Origin of the sequence: Oceanococcus sp. HetDA_MAG_MS8, assembly GCA_019192445.1 — a bacterium.
In the GTDB taxonomy this organism is placed as follows: domain Bacteria; phylum Pseudomonadota; class Gammaproteobacteria; order Nevskiales; family Oceanococcaceae; genus MS8.
Genome location: JAHCMK010000003.1, coordinates 166,346 through 185,058, shown reverse-complemented (window position 1 = coordinate 185,058; position 18,713 = coordinate 166,346). Strand labels below are relative to the sequence as shown.

20 protein-coding genes are annotated in these 18,713 nt (G+C 61.7%); 7 read left to right on the top strand and 13 right to left on the bottom strand.

Going from position 1 to position 18,713, the window contains the following annotated elements; genetic code table 11:
* Window positions 1–42: 42 nt before the first annotated feature.
* Genes KI787_06640 through KI787_06630 form a run of 3 tightly spaced genes read left to right on the top strand, consistent with a single transcriptional unit; the run spans window position 43 to window position 5,461 of the window.
* Window positions 43–1,119, top strand: coding sequence for an efflux RND transporter periplasmic adaptor subunit (locus KI787_06640; protein MBV6629622.1), 1,077 nt, complete (start codon window positions 43–45; stop codon window positions 1,117–1,119).
* Window positions 1,116–4,160, top strand: coding sequence for an efflux RND transporter permease subunit (locus tag KI787_06635; protein ID MBV6629621.1), 3,045 nt, complete (start codon window positions 1,116–1,118; stop codon window positions 4,158–4,160). Before KI787_06640 ends, KI787_06635 begins: the two co-directional genes overlap by 4 nt.
* On the top strand, window positions 4,157–5,461 hold the full coding sequence (locus tag KI787_06630) for a TolC family protein (protein ID MBV6629620.1): 1,305 nt from the start codon (window positions 4,157–4,159) through the stop codon (window positions 5,459–5,461). The genes KI787_06635 and KI787_06630 overlap by 4 nt, the downstream gene beginning before the upstream one ends.
* 39 nt (window positions 5,462–5,500) lie before the next feature.
* Here the strand turns inward: KI787_06630 and recQ are convergent, their stop codons facing one another.
* Window positions 5,501–7,399 (bottom strand): DNA helicase RecQ, encoded by a 1,899-nt coding sequence (recQ, locus tag KI787_06625; GenBank protein MBV6629619.1) that lies wholly within the window; start codon window positions 7,397–7,399, stop codon window positions 5,501–5,503.
* Window positions 7,400–7,430: 31 nt separating this feature from the next.
* Between recQ and KI787_06620 the strand changes: the two genes are divergently transcribed.
* Both KI787_06620 and KI787_06615 read left to right on the top strand, forming a co-directional pair.
* Window positions 7,431–8,138, top strand: coding sequence for a sigma-70 family RNA polymerase sigma factor (locus tag KI787_06620; GenBank protein ID MBV6629618.1), 708 nt, complete (start codon window positions 7,431–7,433; stop codon window positions 8,136–8,138).
* The gene (locus tag KI787_06615; protein MBV6629617.1) at window positions 8,135–8,917 is read left to right on the top strand and encodes an anti-sigma factor; all 783 of its coding nucleotides are present in this window, start codon (window positions 8,135–8,137) and stop codon (window positions 8,915–8,917) included. The genes KI787_06620 and KI787_06615 overlap by 4 nt, the downstream gene beginning before the upstream one ends.
* On the opposite strand, the gene KI787_06610 is transcribed toward KI787_06615, so the two are convergent.
* The 5 genes from KI787_06610 to KI787_06590 form a co-directional block, all read right to left on the bottom strand.
* Window positions 8,881–10,080, bottom strand: a complete 1,200-nt coding sequence (locus KI787_06610) for an MFS transporter (protein ID MBV6629616.1) — start codon at window positions 10,078–10,080, stop codon at window positions 8,881–8,883. The two genes, KI787_06615 and KI787_06610, sit on opposite strands and share 37 nt — an antisense overlap.
* Before the next feature lie 221 nt (window positions 10,081–10,301).
* Complete coding sequence (locus tag KI787_06605) at window positions 10,302–10,829, bottom strand: hypothetical protein (GenBank protein MBV6629615.1); 528 nt, start codon at window positions 10,827–10,829, stop codon at window positions 10,302–10,304.
* Between the two features lie 38 nt (window positions 10,830–10,867).
* Window positions 10,868–12,127: a cardiolipin synthase ClsB gene (clsB, locus tag KI787_06600; protein MBV6629614.1), complete on the bottom strand. Its 1,260-nt coding sequence runs from the start codon at window positions 12,125–12,127 to the stop codon at window positions 10,868–10,870.
* Window positions 12,124–12,843 carry an endonuclease/exonuclease/phosphatase family protein gene (locus tag KI787_06595; GenBank protein ID MBV6629613.1) on the bottom strand — a complete coding sequence of 240 codons (720 nt, stop codon included), beginning with the start codon at window positions 12,841–12,843 and terminating at the stop codon, window positions 12,124–12,126. Before KI787_06595 ends, clsB begins: the two co-directional genes overlap by 4 nt.
* Window positions 12,844–12,860: 17 nt before the next feature.
* Complete coding sequence (locus tag KI787_06590; protein ID MBV6629612.1) at window positions 12,861–13,589, bottom strand: TVP38/TMEM64 family protein; 729 nt, start codon at window positions 13,587–13,589, stop codon at window positions 12,861–12,863.
* Between the two features lie 80 nt (window positions 13,590–13,669).
* Between KI787_06590 and KI787_06585 the strand changes: the two genes are divergently transcribed.
* The gene (locus KI787_06585; protein ID MBV6629611.1) at window positions 13,670–14,122 is read left to right on the top strand and encodes a TerB family tellurite resistance protein; all 453 of its coding nucleotides are present in this window, start codon (window positions 13,670–13,672) and stop codon (window positions 14,120–14,122) included.
* A gap of 9 nt (window positions 14,123–14,131) precedes the next feature.
* Complete coding sequence (locus KI787_06580) at window positions 14,132–14,587, top strand: DUF3293 domain-containing protein (protein MBV6629610.1); 456 nt, start codon at window positions 14,132–14,134, stop codon at window positions 14,585–14,587.
* On the opposite strand, the gene arsB is transcribed toward KI787_06580, so the two are convergent.
* The 7 genes from arsB to arfB form a co-directional block, all read right to left on the bottom strand.
* A complete protein-coding gene (arsB, locus tag KI787_06575) occupies window positions 14,542–15,594 on the bottom strand; it encodes an ACR3 family arsenite efflux transporter (GenBank protein MBV6629609.1) in 1,053 nt (350 codons plus the stop codon). The two genes, KI787_06580 and arsB, sit on opposite strands and share 46 nt — an antisense overlap.
* Window positions 15,591–16,304, bottom strand: a complete 714-nt coding sequence (arsH, locus tag KI787_06570; protein ID MBV6629608.1) for an arsenical resistance protein ArsH — start codon at window positions 16,302–16,304, stop codon at window positions 15,591–15,593. Before arsH ends, arsB begins: the two co-directional genes overlap by 4 nt.
* 16 nt (window positions 16,305–16,320) lie before the next feature.
* A complete protein-coding gene (locus KI787_06565; protein MBV6629607.1) occupies window positions 16,321–16,827 on the bottom strand; it encodes an arsenate reductase ArsC in 507 nt (168 codons plus the stop codon).
* Complete coding sequence (locus KI787_06560; protein ID MBV6629606.1) at window positions 16,794–17,123, bottom strand: winged helix-turn-helix transcriptional regulator; 330 nt, start codon at window positions 17,121–17,123, stop codon at window positions 16,794–16,796. The genes KI787_06565 and KI787_06560 overlap by 34 nt, the downstream gene beginning before the upstream one ends.
* Window positions 17,124–17,505: 382 nt before the next feature.
* Window positions 17,506–17,760, bottom strand: a complete 255-nt coding sequence (locus tag KI787_06555) for a Txe/YoeB family addiction module toxin (protein MBV6629605.1) — start codon at window positions 17,758–17,760, stop codon at window positions 17,506–17,508.
* Complete coding sequence (locus tag KI787_06550) at window positions 17,757–18,008, bottom strand: type II toxin-antitoxin system prevent-host-death family antitoxin (GenBank protein ID MBV6629604.1); 252 nt, start codon at window positions 18,006–18,008, stop codon at window positions 17,757–17,759. The genes KI787_06555 and KI787_06550 overlap by 4 nt, the downstream gene beginning before the upstream one ends.
* A 177-nt stretch (window positions 18,009–18,185) precedes the next feature.
* A complete protein-coding gene (arfB, locus tag KI787_06545) occupies window positions 18,186–18,602 on the bottom strand; it encodes an aminoacyl-tRNA hydrolase (GenBank protein MBV6629603.1) in 417 nt (138 codons plus the stop codon).
* Window positions 18,603–18,713: the final 111 nt, after the last annotated feature.

Here is an 18,713-nt window from a genome sequence, read left to right as displayed (position 1 = left end):
TGAGGTGTATGGTGCGCACAGCTTCCCCCGACGAGTATTGCCATGCTGTCTCGCTTGCTTTCCGCCTTGACCCTTACCGCTGCGCTGTCGGCCTGCGGCAACGAAGAGCCCCCTACAGACACCTCCGCGCCCAGCGCAGAGCGGGTCCGTATTAGCGCAGTAGAGGCCGCGCCGGGAAACACCACATTGCGCTTCGCCAGCACCGCCCGCTCGGGCAATCGCGGTGTGCTGGCCTTTCAGGTTTCTGGCCAGCTCAGTCAGCGCGTCGCCATTGGCACCGTCTTCGAAGCCGGCACGGTGCTGGCCGAGCTGCGCAATCCGCGACTGGCCCCTGCACGGGATGCCGCGCGTAATCGGCTGGAACAGATTCGGGCCGACCGCGCGCAGGCCGAACGCGACCTGCAGCGCGTGAGCAATCTGCGTCAGCAACAGGCCGCCACCGAAGAAGAGCTGGAGAAAACACGGGCCGGGCTGCAAACCCTGCGCGCCGCCGAAACGGCAGCCCAAGCCCAACTCGCCGAAGCCGAGCAATTACTGGCGGAAACGCAAATTCGCGCAACCTACTCCGGCACCGTCAGCCAGACCCTGGCCAAGGAAGGCGAATTCGTGAACCCTGGCCAGCCGATCCTCTCCATCTCGGGTGATACCCCCTTGCTGGAGGTGGAAATCACCCTGCCCGAAGCACTGGCGCTGCAACGCCGCGTGGGCGAAACCATGACCGTGCGGTTTCCCATGCTGAATGCTGCACGCGAGGCCCAGGTGATTGAAGTGGCCAATGCCGCGCCGGGGCCCGGCCGGCTGTTTCCTCTGGTATTGAGTTTTGCAGCCGAGGGCTTGCGCGCGGGCATCAGCGCCGAAGTCGAGGTTCCCAGCGCCACGCGAGGGGAGATGACGGTGCCCTTACGCGCGGTGGTCGACCCCGGGAGCGGCCAGCCATCCGTCTTTGCGCTGGAGGGAAACAAGGTGCGGCGCGTCGCCGTGGAGCTGGGCGACCTCATTGGCGAGCGCATCGTCGTCAGCGGCGACCTGAACATCCAAGACCAGGTCGTGGTGGCCGGCCTGGCCCGCCTAATTGATGGGCAGCGTGTCAGCCTGCTGGGTGCGGAGGCCAAGCCATGACCCGGGTGGCTGAGTTGGTGCTGGGCCAGCAACGCCTGATCCTCACCATTGCCCTGCTGCTGGCCCTGAGCGGACTACTGGCTTTCAGCACCATGAACCGCCAGGAAGATCCCTTTTTCCCGCAACGCGCGGGGCTCATCACCATCCCCTTCCCCGGTGCCGACCCGGAGCGCATCGAAAGACTGGTGGTGCGTCACCTGGAAGAAGAGATCAAACAGGTGGAATCGGTCAGCACCATCCGCTCTACCACCCGCACCAACGTGGGCCTGATCACGGTGGAACTGCGGGACGCCATCTACGACACCCAAAGCGCGTGGGAGAAGGTGCGTCAGGCCATGCAGCGAGCGAGCGTGAAGTTTCCCCCGGAAGCCGGCACGCCAGAACTGGATGACGAGTTGATCTCCACCTCTACGGTGGTGCTGGCGCTCAGCGGGGTGGACGATCCTGTGCTGCTGGCCGATGCGGCGGAGTTCGTCAAGAACCGTTTGCTGAGCCTGCCCAACATCCAGCGTCTGGAGCTGGTCGGCGACCCCGGAGAGCAAATCAGCATTGCCATTGACGAAACCACCGCTTGGCGCGTGGGGCTATCGCCCGGAGCACTGGTCAACCAACTCAATAGCCGCAATCAAATCATTCCCGGCGGCACGCTGCGCGTGGACGACACCACCTTGATCTTGCGACCCGAAAGCGAATTTCGCAGCGTGGACGAAATTCGCAACACCCCCGTGCGTCTGCCTGCCGGGGATACGGTTCCGCTGGGCAGCATCGCCAGGGTGTGGCGGGGGCCGGAAGAACCCGCGCTGACGCGCTTCTACGTCAATGGGGAGCGAGCCGTGGGCATCGACATTGTCACTGTGCCCGATGCCACCAATCAGGTGGCCTTTGGAGCCCAGCTGCGGTCACTGGTGGATGATATTCGGGGCTGGATGCGCGATGAGGACCCTCGCTTCGCCCCCATCCAGATCGAGGAAGTGTTCTTTCAGCCCGACCGCGTGGCTGAGCGCCTGCAAAACCTCAGCGGCAGCCTGGGTATCGCCATGCTCATCATTCTGGGCGTGCTCCTCAGCTTCATGGGCCTGCGCCTAAGCATCGTGGTGGCCGTGATTTTGCCGTTGGTAACGGCTGTGACCATCGCCATCTACGCCATGGCCGGGCAGGTCTTGCATCAGATGGCCGTGATCGGACTCATCGTCGCGCTGGGCATCCTCATTGATAACGCCATTGTGGTCGTCGAGAACATTCAGTGGCGCTTGAACCAAGGGCATTCCCGCCGCCAGGCTGCGGCCGATGCGGTGCGCGAACTGGTCGGCCCGCTGGGCGCCGCGACCGGCACCACACTGGCCGCCTTTGTCCCCATGCTGCTCTCCAAAGGCGGCACCGGAGATTTCACGCGCGCCATTCCGGTCACCATCATGACGGCGCTGAGCATTAGCTACATTGCCGCCATGACGGTCACGCCCGTCATCGCCGCGCGATTTTTGCGCCCTCAACGCCAGGCCGATGACCAGCCCCAATGGCCAGAGCGTCTCGGCCGCCGCGCGGGGGAACTCGCAACAGGGCGACCCGGCCGTGTCTTTGCCGCTGGTGCGCTGTTGGTGCTCATCGCCTTTGGCATGACGCGCTGGGTGGAGGCGCAATTCTTCCCCAATGCCGACCGCAACCAAGTGGTGGTGGACTTCACCCTCCCCGAGGGCACCGCGCTGGTCCGCACGCTGGCCGTTGCTGATGAACTGCAAAGCATCCTGCAAGACCACCCCGACGTGCAGCAGATCTACGGCTTTGTAGGCACCACCGGCCCGCGCTTTTATTACAACGTGCCGGATAGCTCACGCGAACCCAGTCGCGGCCGGCTGGTCGTGGAAACCCGTGGCCTGGCCACCAACCAGGGCGTGATTGATCAGGTCCGCAATTACGCCCTAGCCCAGCTGCCCGATGTGGAAGTCATCGCCAAGCAACTGGCCCAGGGCCCACCCATCAATGCCCCCATTGAAGTGCGGGTGTTTCACCCAGAGCCGGCCCCCTTGGCCCAGGCTACGCTGGCGGTGTATGCCGAGCTCAAAACCGTGCTCGGCGTGCGAGATGCCCGGCACAACCTTGGCGTGGGCGTTCCCAGCCTGGAATTCCATATCGATGACGCCATTGCCGCCGATTACGGCCTGAGCCGGGCCGAAGTGGCCCAGGCGCTACTCGGGCGCTCCACCGGGGTGCGCGTGGGTGCTTACAGAGCCGGAGACGAACCTATACCCATTCTGCTGCGCTCGGCCGCCGGTGAGCTTTTTCCCTTGGATGATCTGGCTGGGGTGAATGTGTATAGCCCCGTCGCCGGGCCCATCCCGCTGGCCGCCTTAGTGCGCACCGAAGTGCAATGGCAGCCAGCTGCGATTCATCACCGCGATGGCCGACGCATGGCCACCGTGTCATCCGAGCTGGCGCCAGACACGGTGTATACCCAGGTTCTGGCGGAGTTGGAGCCTAGACTCGCCGCACTGGATCTGCCCGCAGGGGTGGAGCTGGTGTTTGGCGGCGAACGCGAAACCAGCGGCGAAGCCAACACCGCCCTGCTGAGCACAGCCCCCTTGGGCTTGGTCTTGCTGCTTACCTTCTTGTTGCTGCAGTTCAATAGCTACAAGCGCGTGCTGATTGTGATGCTCACCGTACCCATGGCTGCGGTTGGCGTAATTCCGGGGCTGGTTTTCAGCGGCTCACCCTTTGGCTTCCAGCCACTGCTGGGCATCATCGCCTTGATTGGCATTGTGGTGAATAACGCCATCGTGCTGATTGATGTGGTGGATCAGCAACTCAAGTCGGGCCAGAGCCTGCCGGATGCAGTGCAAGCCGCCATTGAGCGCCGCACACGCCCCATCTTGCTCACCACGGCCACCACCATTGCTGGCCTGCTGCCCTTGGCATTTTCCAGCACCACCCTCTGGCCACCCATGGCCTGGGCCATCATTTCGGGGCTATCAGCCTCGGCCTTTCTCACCTTATTCATGGTGCCGGCCGCCTGTAGACTGTGGCTGCGCACGGAGGTGCCTGCATGATGCCGCGCGCTTTCTCCCTCACGGTTCTGGCCATTATCCTGAACATTGGCAGTGGCCAGGCCCTGGCCGCAGACACCCTGCCCGCCGTCATGCGCAGTGCAGCGGCGGGACTACAGCCCCAGAGCGCCGCCGAGCAGGCCGAGGCCAGCACGGCCCAACGCCTGAGTGCGCAGCGCCAGGCCTGGCTGCCCAGCTTGAGCCTGGAAGCCAACGCCGCCCGTGTGCGCAACCTGGCCCAGATTCAAACTCCCAACGGCGCCTTCACCTTGGGCGAAAACGATCTCTATGACGTCACCCTGAGCCTGCGCCAACCGCTGCTGAATTGGTCGGCGCAGAAATATGGCGTGAAAGCCCTGCGGCAGAACGAAGAGGCCGCGCAGTTCCAAGCCCAAAGACAGGCGCGTATGGCTGCGGCCCAAGCGGCCTATGCCTACCTGGACTGGCTGAGTCTGCAAGCCCAGCTTCAGGCTCTGAGCCGCGAGCAACGCAGTCTTGAGCAACAACTGCAACGCATTCAGGCCTTGGTGGATGGCGGGCGCGCACTCGATGCCGATGCTTTGGATCTCGAAGTGGCCCTGCGCCAGCTGGATCAACGCCGCATTACTCTGGACACCCAAATGCAGGTGCTGGCGCAAAACTTATTACGCCTCACCGGTGTGCCTGTGCAGCCGCAGCCCCCGCGCCTCAGCGCTGCTCCCGTCGAGCTCGACAGCGGCGATGACCTGCGGCAAGCGCTGGAACAGCGACGGGACTTACAAGCCCTGCGCGCCCAGCGCGAGGCCCTAGCCGCCGAGGTCAATCGTGTGCGCGCCCAAGCCTTGCCCACACTGGGCGCCGAAGTCAGTGTGCTGCGCACCGACGGCAACCCCATCCTGCCCGAAGACGATGTGCGTGCTGGCGTGAATCTGCGCTGGGAACCCTTCAGCAGCGGCCGTCGCCGCGCGGACCGACAAGCCGCGCAGGCTCGGCTGCAAGCCCTGGAGCTGGATCTTCAAGCCTTTGAGCGCGCCATCGAGCAAGAACTCACGGCAGCACGCGCGCAGATTCTGCAAGCCCGGGCCAGCGCAAGAACCGCTGCGGCCGCCACAGTGGCCGCCCGCGACAGCCTACAAACGCGCCGGGCGCGGCTAGAAGCCGGACGCAGCACATTGGATCGGGTGCTGGCGGCCGAAGCCCGCCTGACCGAGCAGGAAGCCCTGGCCCAAAGCGCCCAATACGCCGAACTCAAGGCCAGCATCGCTTACCGGCTTGCCCTGGGTACGGAGCTGCTTCCGGTGATTACGGAGACAGCTCCGGAGTAATCGCAGCAGAGGCACCGCTGGTGGACCATCAACCCAAGCTCAATCCGCGCTTTTGATCACCGCCAGCATCTGTGGGCCGTAGGCCTCCAGCTTGGCCTGACCCACGCCGTGGACTTCGGCCAGTTCGCCAAGGCTATGCGGACGCGTGCTGGCCATCGCAACGAGGGTGGCGTCGTGGAAGATGCGATAGGCCGGGATACCGGCTTCGCGGGCCAGTTCGGCCCGCTCCTGTTTCAGACTTTGATACAGGGTCTGGTCTTCGGCGCTTAAATCGGCTGCGGGTGCGGCTTTGCGGCTGGCGCGGGCGGCGCCTTTGGTTTCTTCACGCAGTTCCAGCGTGGTCTGGCCTTTGAGCAAGGCCGCCGCCTGCGGCCCCAAGCGGATGCTGCCGTAGCCGCTATCGTCGACTTGCAGCAGGTCGCGCGCAAGAAGCTGACGCAGGATAGAGCGCCAGGACTTGGCACTGCGCTCTTGCCCCACGCCAAAGGTGGACAGCTGCTGGTGGCCCAAGCGCTCACCCCGCGGGTCGTCTTCGCCGCGCAAGTGACCTACTAAATAGGTGGCGCCGAAGCGTTGGCCGGTGCGCACCACTGCCGAGAGCAGCATCTGCGCAGCCTGGGTGGCGTCCCAGGTTTGTGGCGGCTGTAAGCAGTTATCGCAATGGCCACAGGCCTGCGCCTGTTCTTCGCCAAAGTAGCCCAGCAGGGCCTGCCGCCGACATTGGGCCTGCTCGGCGTAGGCCAGCATGGCATCCAGCTTTTGCCGCTCCACCCGTTTACGGGCATCACCGGCCTCGCCTTCTTCAATCATGCGCCGGCGTTGGACCACATCACCCAGCCCGTAGAGCATCCAGGCATCGGCGGGCTGGCCATCGCGGCCAGCACGGCCGGTCTCCTGGTAATAGCACTCGATGCTAGGTGGTAAATCCAGGTGGGCAACAAAGCGCACATCAGGCTTATCGATGCCCATGCCGAAGGCCACCGTTGCCACCATCACCAGACCGTCTTCGGCCAAAAACCGCGCCTGATTCTGCTCACGCACGCTCGCCCCCAAACCGGCGTGATACGGCAAGGCCGGCACACCCTGCAGGCTGAGCCATTCTGCGATCTGTTCGGTTTTCTTGCGCGACAGGCAATACACAATGCCAGCCTCACCGGCATGTTCGCGTTTGATCCAGGCCAGCAGTTGATCCTTGCCGCCGCTGCGCTCCAGGACGCGGTAGAAAATATTGGGGCGATCAAAACTGTGGATGAATTGCTGGGCTTGCTGCAGCCCCAGACGCTCCACCATCTCGGCACGCGTCGGCAGGTCCGCCGTCGCGGTGAGTGCCACGCGCGGCACGCCGGGAAAGAGCTGTGGGAGCTGCGCCAGCTGCATGTACTCGGGCCGAAAATCATGCCCCCACTGCGATACGCAATGGGCCTCATCAATGGCCACCAGCGATAAAGGCAACTGTTGCAGCCACGCCAGGGTAGCGGGCTGGAACAGCCGCTCGGGCGCCAGGTACAGAAGCTCCAGGTCACCATCTTGGGCGGCGGAGCGGATGTTGCGCTGCTGCTCCAGGCTCAAACTGGAATTGATCGCCGCCGCCGTAATGCCCTGGGCCCGTAATGCGCGCACCTGGTCCTGCATGAGCGCAATCAAAGGAGAGATCACCAAAGCCGTACCCTGCCGAACTAAGGCCGGAATTTGGTAGCACAAGGACTTTCCGCCCCCAGTGGGCATAAGCACCAAGGCGTCGCCGCCTGCGCAGAGGCAGTTAATGATGGCCTGCTGCTGGCCGCGAAAGGCGCTATAACCGAAGCGGTTGCGCAATACCTCCTGAGACTGAGCAAAGTAGGTCAGGCCGGCATGGAGCTGCGTTTCGGTCGTTGATATTGAGTCCTTGGAGGAGGCCTTGCTCACGCCTGATGTCTTCCTAGCGGCAATGCACCGCATCCTTTTCGCATTAGGCTGCGAACTATAGAGCATGACCCAAGCCAGCCCCTTCAGCGCCGACTCGCTGCCCCTGTTTCCGGGGGTGGGCCTGCCGCGGGCGACGCGAGCCAAGCCGCTGAGCAAAAGAGGCTTGTTTTCGGCGCCGGCTTCGACCAATATGGCGCGGGTGCACGCTTCGACTTCCGCCTCCGAGACTCCCTTGCTACCGCAGATTGCTGCCGGCGATCGTGCAGCGGTAGATGCCTGTCTCAAGCGTTATGGAGGTTTGGTGTGGTCTTTGGCCCGGCGTTACTGCCCATCCAGCGCGGATGCCGAAGATGCCGTTCAAGATATCTTCATCGAGCTTTGGAAATCGGCGGGTAGTTACGACCCGGATGTTCGTGCGGAAACGGTATTCATCACGATGATTGCGCGACGGCGGTTAATTGACCGGCACCGGCGCGAATCCAAACACGCTGTTTTGGTGGAATGGCCCGAGTACGAATCGGCCGAGCCTGCCGATCCATCGACCAGCTCGCCTGAGTCGCATGCAGAACTGGAAACGGTGCGCCGACTCGCGGCCCAACTGGAACCCGATCAGCAAAAGGTGCTGGACCTTGCACTCACCTACGGCTACAGCCAAAGCCAAATTGCCAGCAAAATTGATATGCCGCTGGGGACGGTGAAGTCGCATATGCGGCGCGGTCTTGCTCGCCTGCAAACCTTACTCAAGACTCCAGTCGCGGGGGGGGCCACATGATGTTGGCCGACCTCAACGACCGCCAGCTGGAGCTACTGCTGGCCGATGCAGATGGTCAGCTCGATGCACTGCAGCAAGCTGAGCTGAAGGCCTTGTTGGCCGATCACCCACACTTGGCCAATCAGTGGGAAGACTTAATCTGCCAATACCTGCAGGCCAGCGCACCTACGGTGGAGCCTCTGCCCGAGTTGCTTCACGCTCGCCTGAGCAAGCAGGCCGACGCCTTCTTTGCTGAACACCAACCAGCAGCAGTCGAGCCGCACACGCCCAAGATCAAGCCAGAACCAGCACGCCGATCGGCGAGTGGTCTTTGGCCATTGGCCTTTGCGGCCAGCGTGCTGATCGCTGCTCTGGGCTGGTATCCGCAGCTACAGCAACAGGCCCCCATCAATCCTGCGGCCATTCATGCCGAATTGCTGGCCGAGGGTGCGATCCAGGTGGCCTGGAGCCCCACAGATGACCCGGCCTCTCTACCGGCTGAGTCTGGAGATATTGTGTGGGACCCGCGCCGCCAAAAGGGGGTCATGCGGTTTACCGGGCTGAAGCCCAACGACCCCCGTGCCGAGCAGTATCAACTGTGGATCTTTGATGCCAATCGGGAGTTACACCCGGTCGATGGTGGGGTGTTCAATATCAATGATCAGGGTGAGGCTTACGTGGCCTTTGAAGCCAAGCTGCCAGTGGGACAGGCCCATTTATTCGCAGTCACCGTAGAACGCCCTGGCGGGGTCGTGGTGTCTGATCAAGGACGCATTGCCGTAGTTGCCAAGGTGGGTTGAGCCCGCCTCCAACGCCACACAAAGAACACTCCTAACACGCCAAGCATGGCCAGACCGCCATTGATGACACGATGGCCTGCGGCTTGGGGGTAGGCGTCAAGAATGGCACCGTATAGCGGCCCGGCAATCACATCTGGCGTAAATCCCCAGAACGACACCCAGCCCACTGCCGCTCCAGTGACTGCCAGGGGCAATCCTGCTTGGCCTGTGAGGCTGAAGTACACCCCACGCAAGCCGTAAATACCCAAAGCGGTCACACCCAGCAACAGCAAAGCTGCCGCCCACATAAAGCCCGATGGCAAGCACGCTAATGCCGCAGCGCCCACAGCCATGCAGCTGAAAGCGAGGCTGCAGATGCGGTCCGCACTCCAGCGATCCGCCAGCCAACCACAGACCAAGGCGGCGGCGGGCCGCAGCCAAAAGCTTGCTGCGGCAATATGTGCCGCCTGAGCATGGCTGACATGGAGGACGTCGCGCGCATACTGAGACCAATAGTCCGTACTCTTATAGCCCATATAAGCACAGAAAATAATGGCCGCTTGCCACCACAATACGGGCTGCTTCCATAGTCCCCATGGGATCTGCCTCGGCCGCTGATCAGTCAGCTGTTGGCTGGGTAATTGCCACCAGACCAAAACCGCTGCGAACAGGGTGATCAGCATGCTGAGTATGATGGCAGCGCGTACCGCACTGCCCAAGGCCGCCGAATCCTGCGCCGGGCCCGCTGCGGGCAACCAGTATGCGAATCCGCTGGCCAGAAGCGTTGCCAAGGCAGCTGCGACCAAACCGCGTCCGGCCTCCAGACCACCAAAGGCGCGCCCCTGAAAGCTAGGCCCACCCCATTCCCGCGTCGCTCGCAGCAGCGGCGCCCAAAACAGCAATATTGTGGTGCAGCCCCAATAGGCGTAAACCCCGATCAGCAGCCCAGGGCTGGGTGCCCACCACCAAGCCAGGGCGCCGATGGCCGTTGCCGCCAAGGCCGCACTCATGAGGTAACGCGGAGGCCAACGATCCGCCAAAGGCCCGCCGAGCAAATAAGCCAGCATGGCCACAATGCCGTAGGCAGAAAAGGCTTGGCCGAGCTGAAACTGAGTCAGACCCGTCCACTCGAGCAAGGCTGGCCGGATGACTCGCAGTAGAACGAAAGGCAGCAGGAAGGCCACCTCTCCGGCGACGATCAGCGTTAAAAGCCTTGGGAGCGACCCTCTAGTTTGGATATTTGGCACATGGCGAGGATGCCATGGAGACGCAAACGATGGCAGGACGCGCGAGGCCTAATCAGCAAGTTAGGCCTACTTCGAGCAGGCTCAGATTCGCTGAGCACCTCCGGCAAAGGTGGGAACCGTGCCCAGAGTGTGGACGCCAGCGTGCTTAGGCATCGCCGTCAACCGCCGGACTCTAGCTCCGGCGGGCGGACGATGTTAGGACCCAGTGCCTCCAACACCTCTAGTGCATCAAAAGCATCCATTTGCTCGCCAGCAGGTTCTTCGGACAAAAGTTTAAAAACTGCTGAGGCTCGATAGCTTTCCCGCCCATTGGATGGCAGCGTATCGATAATGACGATATTGCTGCCGAAGAAGCCACCATTCCACCAAGGCCCACCAAAACCGGTGCCGAATCCCGTAGCAACCGTGGTGCGCTGCTCTTCCCGCTCAACATCCTGCGCTGTTGGGACGAAGAAGCGGTAACCTCTCTCTTTGGTAACCTCTGCCGCCCGGTAAAGCATGTAGTTCTCGACGGTCTCGCGCGGCGTCACATAATTACCCTGGAAGATCACCCGTACTCGGTCCCTTTCCAAGGCCTGATCACTAAAGCCTGGTTCATCGTCAGCCGGGCGCGGCTGGTAAGGAGTGGGTGTTGCAGCGCAAGCGCTGAGCAACACAATGGCGAGGCCGGCGACGACAAGTTTCATTTCGCTCTCCGTGCGACATTGAGGACAGTCTTAGAGTATTACTCGGCTGTAGTGTTCCCGGACGCAGACGTGGACTGCTGCTCCGTCTTCCAGCTGGGCACCAAACCCTGATATCCACTGGGCTGCAGGGGCCGGGAGTGGGCAGGAATCCAACGCGCCCACTGCGGAAATTTGCGCAGAATATGAAAAACCAGCCAGCGAATGATCTGCCGCCAACCCCGCTGCCGAGGGACATCATCGCGCTGCAGGCGCACGCAATGCTGGTCGAGCAATCGCTGCAGCTTTGCCCCCAGTTCCCGTTTGAAGCTGGCATCGCGCACCACCACATTGGCTTCGAGGTTCAGCGACAAACTAAATGGGTCTAAATTGCTGGAACCGATGGTCGCCCAGTCGTCGTCCATTACGGCCACCTTCCCGTGTAAGGGGCGCTCGCGGTACTCCCACACTTCTACGCCAGCGTTGAGTAAGTAGTCATAGAGGGTGGATGCCGCGGTGCGCACATAGGCTTTATCCGGCTCACCTTGAAGAATCAGCTGAACGCGAACTCCGCGCTGCGCAGCTCGGCGTAGCTCCCGCAGAAAACCATAGCCGGGGAAGAAATAGGCATTGGCGATAACCAAATGACGTTGTGCCTGACGAATCGCTTGCCGATAAACCGCCTCTATCGCGCGGGGGTACTCGTGGTTGTCCCGCCATATGAACATGGCCTGGGCATCAGGATGACCGGTGGGAACGGGCTCGTCGCGGCGCTTCAGCCAGCCTACGAAGCGCTGCCAAAACCGCCGACGGCGGGGCGGGTCAAGCAAACACTGGGCTTCAATGTCGGCCACTAAGGGACCGCGGATACGGACCGCATAGTCCTGCTTGGACAATGCACCGAACTCGCGTACATGTTCCAAGGAGTAGTTAATGCCGCCAATATAGGCCACCGCGCTATCGATGACCGTTATTTTTCGGTGCAAACGGCGGAACAGATTGGGTTGCAAACCCAGAAATTGGCGCCGTGGGTCGTAAACCAACAGCTCCACACCCGCATCGCGCAACTCCTGCACCATGTCGTCGCTGATCGGCGCCGTACCAAAGCCGTCAACAGCCACCTTCACACGCACGCCGCGCTTGCGGGCCTCCAACAGGGCGTCTTGCAGCTCACGGCCAATAGGGTCATCGAACCAAATAAAGGTTTCGATGAGTACGCAGTCGCGCGCCGCACGAATATCGGCAAAGACAGCCGGGAAGAACTCCTCGCCATTCTCTAACAGGCTGAGATCATTGCCCTGTGTCCACCGCCGCCCGCTCATGGCTGCAACTCCACCAGCAGCCCAGCATGATCTGATAGATGCGACCAGGGCCGGCCGTTGAGCACCTGCGGCACCCGTGCCTGCAAGTTCCGGGTGTAAATGCGATCTAAGCGCAGCAGGGGAAAACGCACCGGAAAACTGCGGGCCGCACGACCATAGGCCTGAATAAACACCTCTTGCAGGCCGCAGCTACTCGCCAATAATTCGTGAGCCACTTCCCGCCAGTCATTAAAGTCTCCAGCCACCACTAAGGGTGCATGTGCAGGCACATGAGTCTTGATGCGCTGCGCGAGCATCTGTATTTGCTGACGCCTCTGACCACCGGTGAGGCCCAAATGGGTGCAGATCACATGCCAGTCTTGCGACCCGCCATCCGGGTCTTGCAAACGGCAATGTAGTAGCCCCCGGCGCTCAGCCTTACGGGTGGATACGTCTTCATTGGTCCACTCCAGAATGGGCTGTTTAGATAACAGCGCATTGCCATGGTGCCCAGCGGGATAAGCCGCGTTTTTCCCATAGGCATGATGGTGCCAAATCGTGTCGGCCAGGAATTCGTACTGGGCTCTATCTGGCCATGCCTCGTAGCGCGTGGAATGCTCGCGATGATCGCCAAGCACCTCCTGCAAGCACACCACATCGGCCTCTACAGCGCGAATTGCCTCGCGTAGTTCATGCAGGATAAAGCGGCGATTCCCCACCGAGAATCCCTTGTGCATATTCAAGGTGAGTAGCTTCACGCGCTGTGCTCCCGCTGATATCGACGGGCAAGCCACTGCAGACCAGTCAGAGCCAGCAACACAGCTCCCCCCAAAGCAACGGCTTGAGCAATGTGTTCTGGCTGCGGATCCTGAAGCAAGGCACGCACCTCTTCCCCCACAATAGCAATGCCCACAATGCTGGGCAGCAAACCCAATACCGTGCCCAGACTAAACACCCACCAGGAAATCGCCGCTGCGCCCAAGGCCAAATTGACGATGGGATATGGCGCAACCGGCGTCACCCTCAAAATGACCATGCCCACGACGCCGCTGGCTTTTAAGAATTTTAAGGTCGCCTGCAGCCTGCGCCCTTGCCAACGCTCTAGATAAGGCGCGCCCCAGCGCAGTCCTACAGCAAAAAACAAGACGCCTGCCAACACCGAGCCCGCCAAGGCATAGACGCTGCCCCACAAGCCACCCCAAACCAAAATCACACCAACATTGAGCAGCAGCGTAGGGAACAGAACGGCGTTGCCCACAACATATATTGCTGCCAACGCGGGCAGCGCCCAGGGGCTCTGTCGCAGGCCTTGCAGCCATCCAGCCACCTGCTCAGCGGTGAGTTCCTGGCCGAGCGGGCTAAAGCGCCAAACAGCAGCCATTGCCAGCAGCGCTAGGGCCAGTGCGGCAAACAACCAACGCCGATCGATGGCGCCCCTTTGCCCTACCAAGCCTGAAATTGAGGAGTGATTACCTGTGTCCATCGGCTCCGAGCATAGCAAGTCAGCAGCGCGACCTTTGCCAGCCTTGGTAGTCTGCGCATGCACTTCAACGAGATCCGCGCATGCTTGCACGTTGGCTCAACCAACTCACAACGACCCAGGAAGACAGCAGTCAGAGCGCTCAGCAGCGGCTTAGGCTGGCGATGGCCGTACTGCTAGTCGATGTCGCTAGAGCCGACTGGGAGGATGACCCACGCGAGCGCCAGAGCATCTGCCAGAGCCTACAAGCACATTGCCAGCTCAGCCCAGCCGATGCGGAGTCATTATTGGTGGAAGCCGAGGGCACACGGGACGACGTGGCTTCGCTGCATAGCTACCTCAGAGTGATTAATGAAGAGGCCACCCAAGAGCAGAAGCAGCAATTACTCGACAGCCTCTGGAAGGTGGCCTTTGCCGACGGCGAACTGGCCGCCTACGAAGAACACACCATTCGACGCATGGCGGAACTACTCTACCTACCCCATGCGGATTTCATTCAGTCCAAGCTGCGCCACCAGCCAGGTTCCGACACCTAAAGCCAAGCAGTGACAACACCGAGCTTACCCGCCGAACTCCTCGCCGCCTATGCCGCAACGGAGTACCGCTTTGTGTGGGGTGAGGACATCATGCGCCTGCGGCTCAACCAATTAAACCCGGCACTCGACGCCAAACTATGCGAGCAGCAGTTCAGTGGCGGCGCGTTTTTGACCAACGCCAATCCATTGGGCGCGGTATTGAGCGACCGCGGCAACGCCCAACGCAATGCCGCCTTGCAACGCGGGCTGCTGCAGCGGGGGCTACCGCACTGGCCCGGCCTGGGCGTGCCCGATGATGCCCAGAGCTGGGCCGCCGAGCCCAGTTTCTTCATCACCGGACTGGACCAGGAGGGGGCCCTGAACATGGCGCGCTATTGCGAGCAGTTGGCCTTTGTCTGGCATGCGACCGGCCACCCTACTCAGCTTTGCCTGACTGGACTGCGGCCCGATTCTGCCGCCGACTGATACCAGCCTCGGCTACGGTTAACCACCGCCACCAGAGCGAGCATCAGCGGCACTTCCACCAGCACGCCCACCACGGTGGCCAGTGCCGCGCCACTGTCGATGCCATAGAGCACGATGGCCACCGCTACCGCCAGCTCAAAGAAATTGGAAGCCCCAATCAGGCAGCTCGGCCCGGCAATGGCGTGCTGCTCACCGGCGGCACGGTTAGCCAGATAGCCCACCACAGCCGTCAGCGTCCCTTGCAGCAGAATGGGCACGGCCAGCAAGGCAATGACCAAGGGCTGCTGCAGAATTTGCGGCCCCTGAAAGGCAAACAGCAGCACCAAAGTGCCCAGAAGGGCGGCCATGGACACCGGCCCCAAGCGATCCAGTGTGGCCTGCAAAGCTGACTCGGATTGACGCAGGGCGGCCGCACGCCAGAGCTGGGCGATCACCAGCGGCACGATGATGTACACCCCCACCGATAACAGCAAAGTGGCCCAGGGCACCGGCACATCACTCACACCCAGCAGCAAGGCCACCAGCGGAGCAAACAGGATCACCATGATGGCGTCGTTCAGCGCCACCTGGGTGAGGGTGAAGTTGGCGTCGCCGCCCACCAGGCGACTCCAGACGAACACCATGGCCGTGCAGGGAGCGGCCGCCAGCAAGATCAAACCGGCGATGTAACTACTGCGCTGCTCGGCCGGCAGCAGGTCCGCAAAGGCATGCTCGATGAACAGCCAGGCCAGCCCCGCCATCAAAAAGGGTTTGAAGGCCCAATTCACCAGCAAGGTGATGGAGAAACCCCGCCAATGCCCGCGCACCTCGCCCAGGGTGGCGAAGTCCACCTTCATCAGCATGGGAATGATCATCAGCCAGATGAGTACCCCTACGGGCAGATTCACCTGGGCGAGTTCCAGAGCACCCAGAGTGGAAAAGACGCCGGGGAGCAGTTTCCCCAGACCAGTGCCCGCCGCCATACAGAGCAGCACCCACACCGACAGATAACGCTCGAAGGTACTCATGCGGCAGATGCCTCCTTGGCCTGGGCTTGCAGGGTTTCGCTGTAACGTCGGGTGAGCGTGGCACTGTGGCTGCGCGTGAGCAGAGTAAAGCGCACCAGCTCCTGCATCACATCCACCACCCGCTCGTAAAAAGCGGAGGGGTGCATACGGCCGGCCTCATCGAACTCCTGATAGGCCTTGGCCACCGACGATTGATTGGGGATGGTGATCATGCGCATCCAGCGCCCCAGCAAACGCAAGGTGTTGACCGCATTAAAGCTTTGCGAGCCGCCGCTGACCTGCATCACGGCCAATGTGCGCCCCTGGGTGGGGCGCAAGGCTCCCATGCTCAAGGGGATGTGGTCGATTTGATTCTTGAGCACGGCCGTCACCGCCCCATGACGCTCGGGGCTGCACCACACCTGGCCTTCAGACCACAGGGACAACTCCCGCAGCTCCACCACTTCCGGATGCTCGCTGCTGCCCGGCGCGTCCGGCTGGGGCAAGCCGCTGGGGTCGAAGATCTTCACCTCGCAGCCCAGCCAGAGCAGGATGCGGGCCGCTTCTTCGGTGAGCAGCCGCGAATAGGACCGCTCCCGCAGCGATCCATAGAGCATCAGGATGCGCGGCGGATGCTGGGGCCCTAGTCCTAGCTCGGCTGGAATATCGCGCTCCAGCGCGGCCGTGTTGAGATGGGGCAAGTCGTGGGGGTCGGGCAGGCTTCGCAGCATAGGGGTCCGGAGGCGTTTAAGAAGAAGTGAGTCGGTGCAAGGCTTGCACCCGAGCAGAAAAATCCGGCGCAGTCCAAGCGGACTCGGGCAGCGCAGCCAGCGCCTGCATCTGGGCACTCATGTCGGCATACACCTGGGCGAAGCAAGCGCGTTGCGCCGCCTCATCGCCAGCGGCAGGCGGGTCTGGAAAGCTCCAATGCACCTTGGGCGCGCGGCCGGGGAAAATGGGGCAGGACTCGGCCGCCGCGCTGTCACACACCGTAATCACCAAATCCAGCGGCGGCGCATCCGGCGCGGTGAACTCGTCCCAGGACTTGCTGCGCAGGCCGCGCAGCTCATGTCCCTTCGACGCCAACAGTTCCAAAGCCAAGGGATGGGGCTGACCTTTGGGCTGAGACCCTGCCGAATAGGCAGTGATTCGCCCCAAACCATGTTGGTTGAGCAGGGCTTCCGCCAGAATCGATCGCGCCGAGTTGCCGGTGCACAAAATCAAGACGTGGTGCATTGTTGGGGGGTCTCGCATTGTTCCAAAGGCTGATCCGCGCAGCAGTTCTCGCTGAGGTAAGCCAGCAGGCTATTCATGGCCGCAAAGTCCGCGCGGTAGTACCGATGCCGCCCATCGCGCTGCATGCGTACCAGCCCTGCGGCGGTGAGTGTCTTGAGGTGAAAGGACAACACCGACGGCGTGAGCTGTAACTCCGCCGCCAAATCACCCGGACACAAGCCTCCGCTACCAGCCCGCACCAGGCGGCGGTAGATCAGCAGACGCGCCTCTTGTGCCAGAGCGACAAGCTGTTCGACGGCCAAATTCGTTTCCATATTTCGATGATAATGAAATTATTATTTCAAAGGGATGACGGCCACTGCCCGGCGCTTAAGTTTTGCGGCGCTGCGCAATCGCAGACAGATGTTGAAGCCAGCGCTGCTGTACGTCTCAAACACGGGACATTGACAGGCGGCAGCGCTGACCAAGATTGCCCCGTAGAAACCATCCTAACGCACGGAGCACCGCGCAGTTCATGATGGCCTGATCAGCGCCTCAGGGCGAGACTTCGCCTAGGGAGACGCTGAATAAATCGCTGCGCTCGCAATCTGACCCGCCGGCGGTGCGCGCACTCCTCACATATCGCCCATATGCTGCGGGCGCTGTGCTCCGGCGGCGGGCCACCTTGCCTCGCTCGCGGATTTCTTCAGCGCCTCCCTAGTAGTGATAACGAAGCTGAGCAATGAAGAGGCTATCGTCATCCGCCTTGTATACAAAACGATCAACCTCGTTGATTCTTCGGGACCAATACCCCGATAAGGCGTGCTTTAGCGGCTCAGGCTTGCCGACTCCTTCAAACGCATCGCGCGCCGCATCCTCAATGAGTAAGTTGATGCGTTTGACGGTTTTTTTGTCTGTTTTCTGCCAGTAGAGATAGTCTTCCCAGGCCTGTTCCGAGAAGACAAGCTTCACTCGGCAAGTTCTCGTTCTGTGCCATCACCATCGTCGAGTTCCCCGATTGCTGACAACAGTCGACGCATGTTCTTCGGGCTACGAAGCAAATAGGCCGTCTCTTCCAAGGCCTGGTAGTCCTCCATAGACATCATGACCACGGCATTTTTGCCATTGCGCGTTATCGCGACTGGCGCATGATCCATGCAGACTTTCTCCATGGTTTTGGCCAAATTGGTACGTGCAGACGTATAGCTCAGCGTGTCCATCGAGCAGCCTCAGTATGTACAGAACTTTGTACAGTTTAGTGCACGTTGCCGCGAGCGCAAGGGAGGTCTGCCAAGGGCTGCCACGCGCCCGTTCGGAAATGAGGTAGCAGCGCACCCCTTGGCTCAACAAAGAAGCCGCCAGAGCGCGGCAAGCGCAGCGATGCATTCAGTGGCCCCTCAGTCGGTAGGCGGCGCACGGCGCAGAGCCTTCGTCCTCCCCCGCTTCACCTTGCTCTCTACCCGCCGCCGCTGCGAGGCTCGCGTGGGCCGGGTGGCTTTGCGAGCCTTAGGCTTGTGCGCGGCGCGGGCCACAAGCTCGGCCAGCCGCTGGCGCGCATCTTCCAAGTTGGCCTCTTGGGAGCGGGAGCGCTGAGCTTTGATCACCACCACACCTTCGCTGCTCACCCGGCGATCCCGTAGGTTCAGCAAGGCCTGCTTAAGACCATCCGGCAAAGAGGAGGCTTGCACGTCGAAGCGTAGGTGGATGGCACTGGACACCTTATTCACGTTCTGCCCGCCCGCGCCTTGGGCACGAATAGCCTCCCAGCTGATCTCGGAGTCTGGAATGGACAGACTGGAGCTGATCACGAGCATGACAGGGCTAGAGCAAATGAGTGGTCGAGCTTAGCCTCCTAGTGCAGGAGATCAAGCCCACAGAGTCACCCACAAGCTGGCATGGAGATTGCTGCGCTGCAGCAGAAAGCT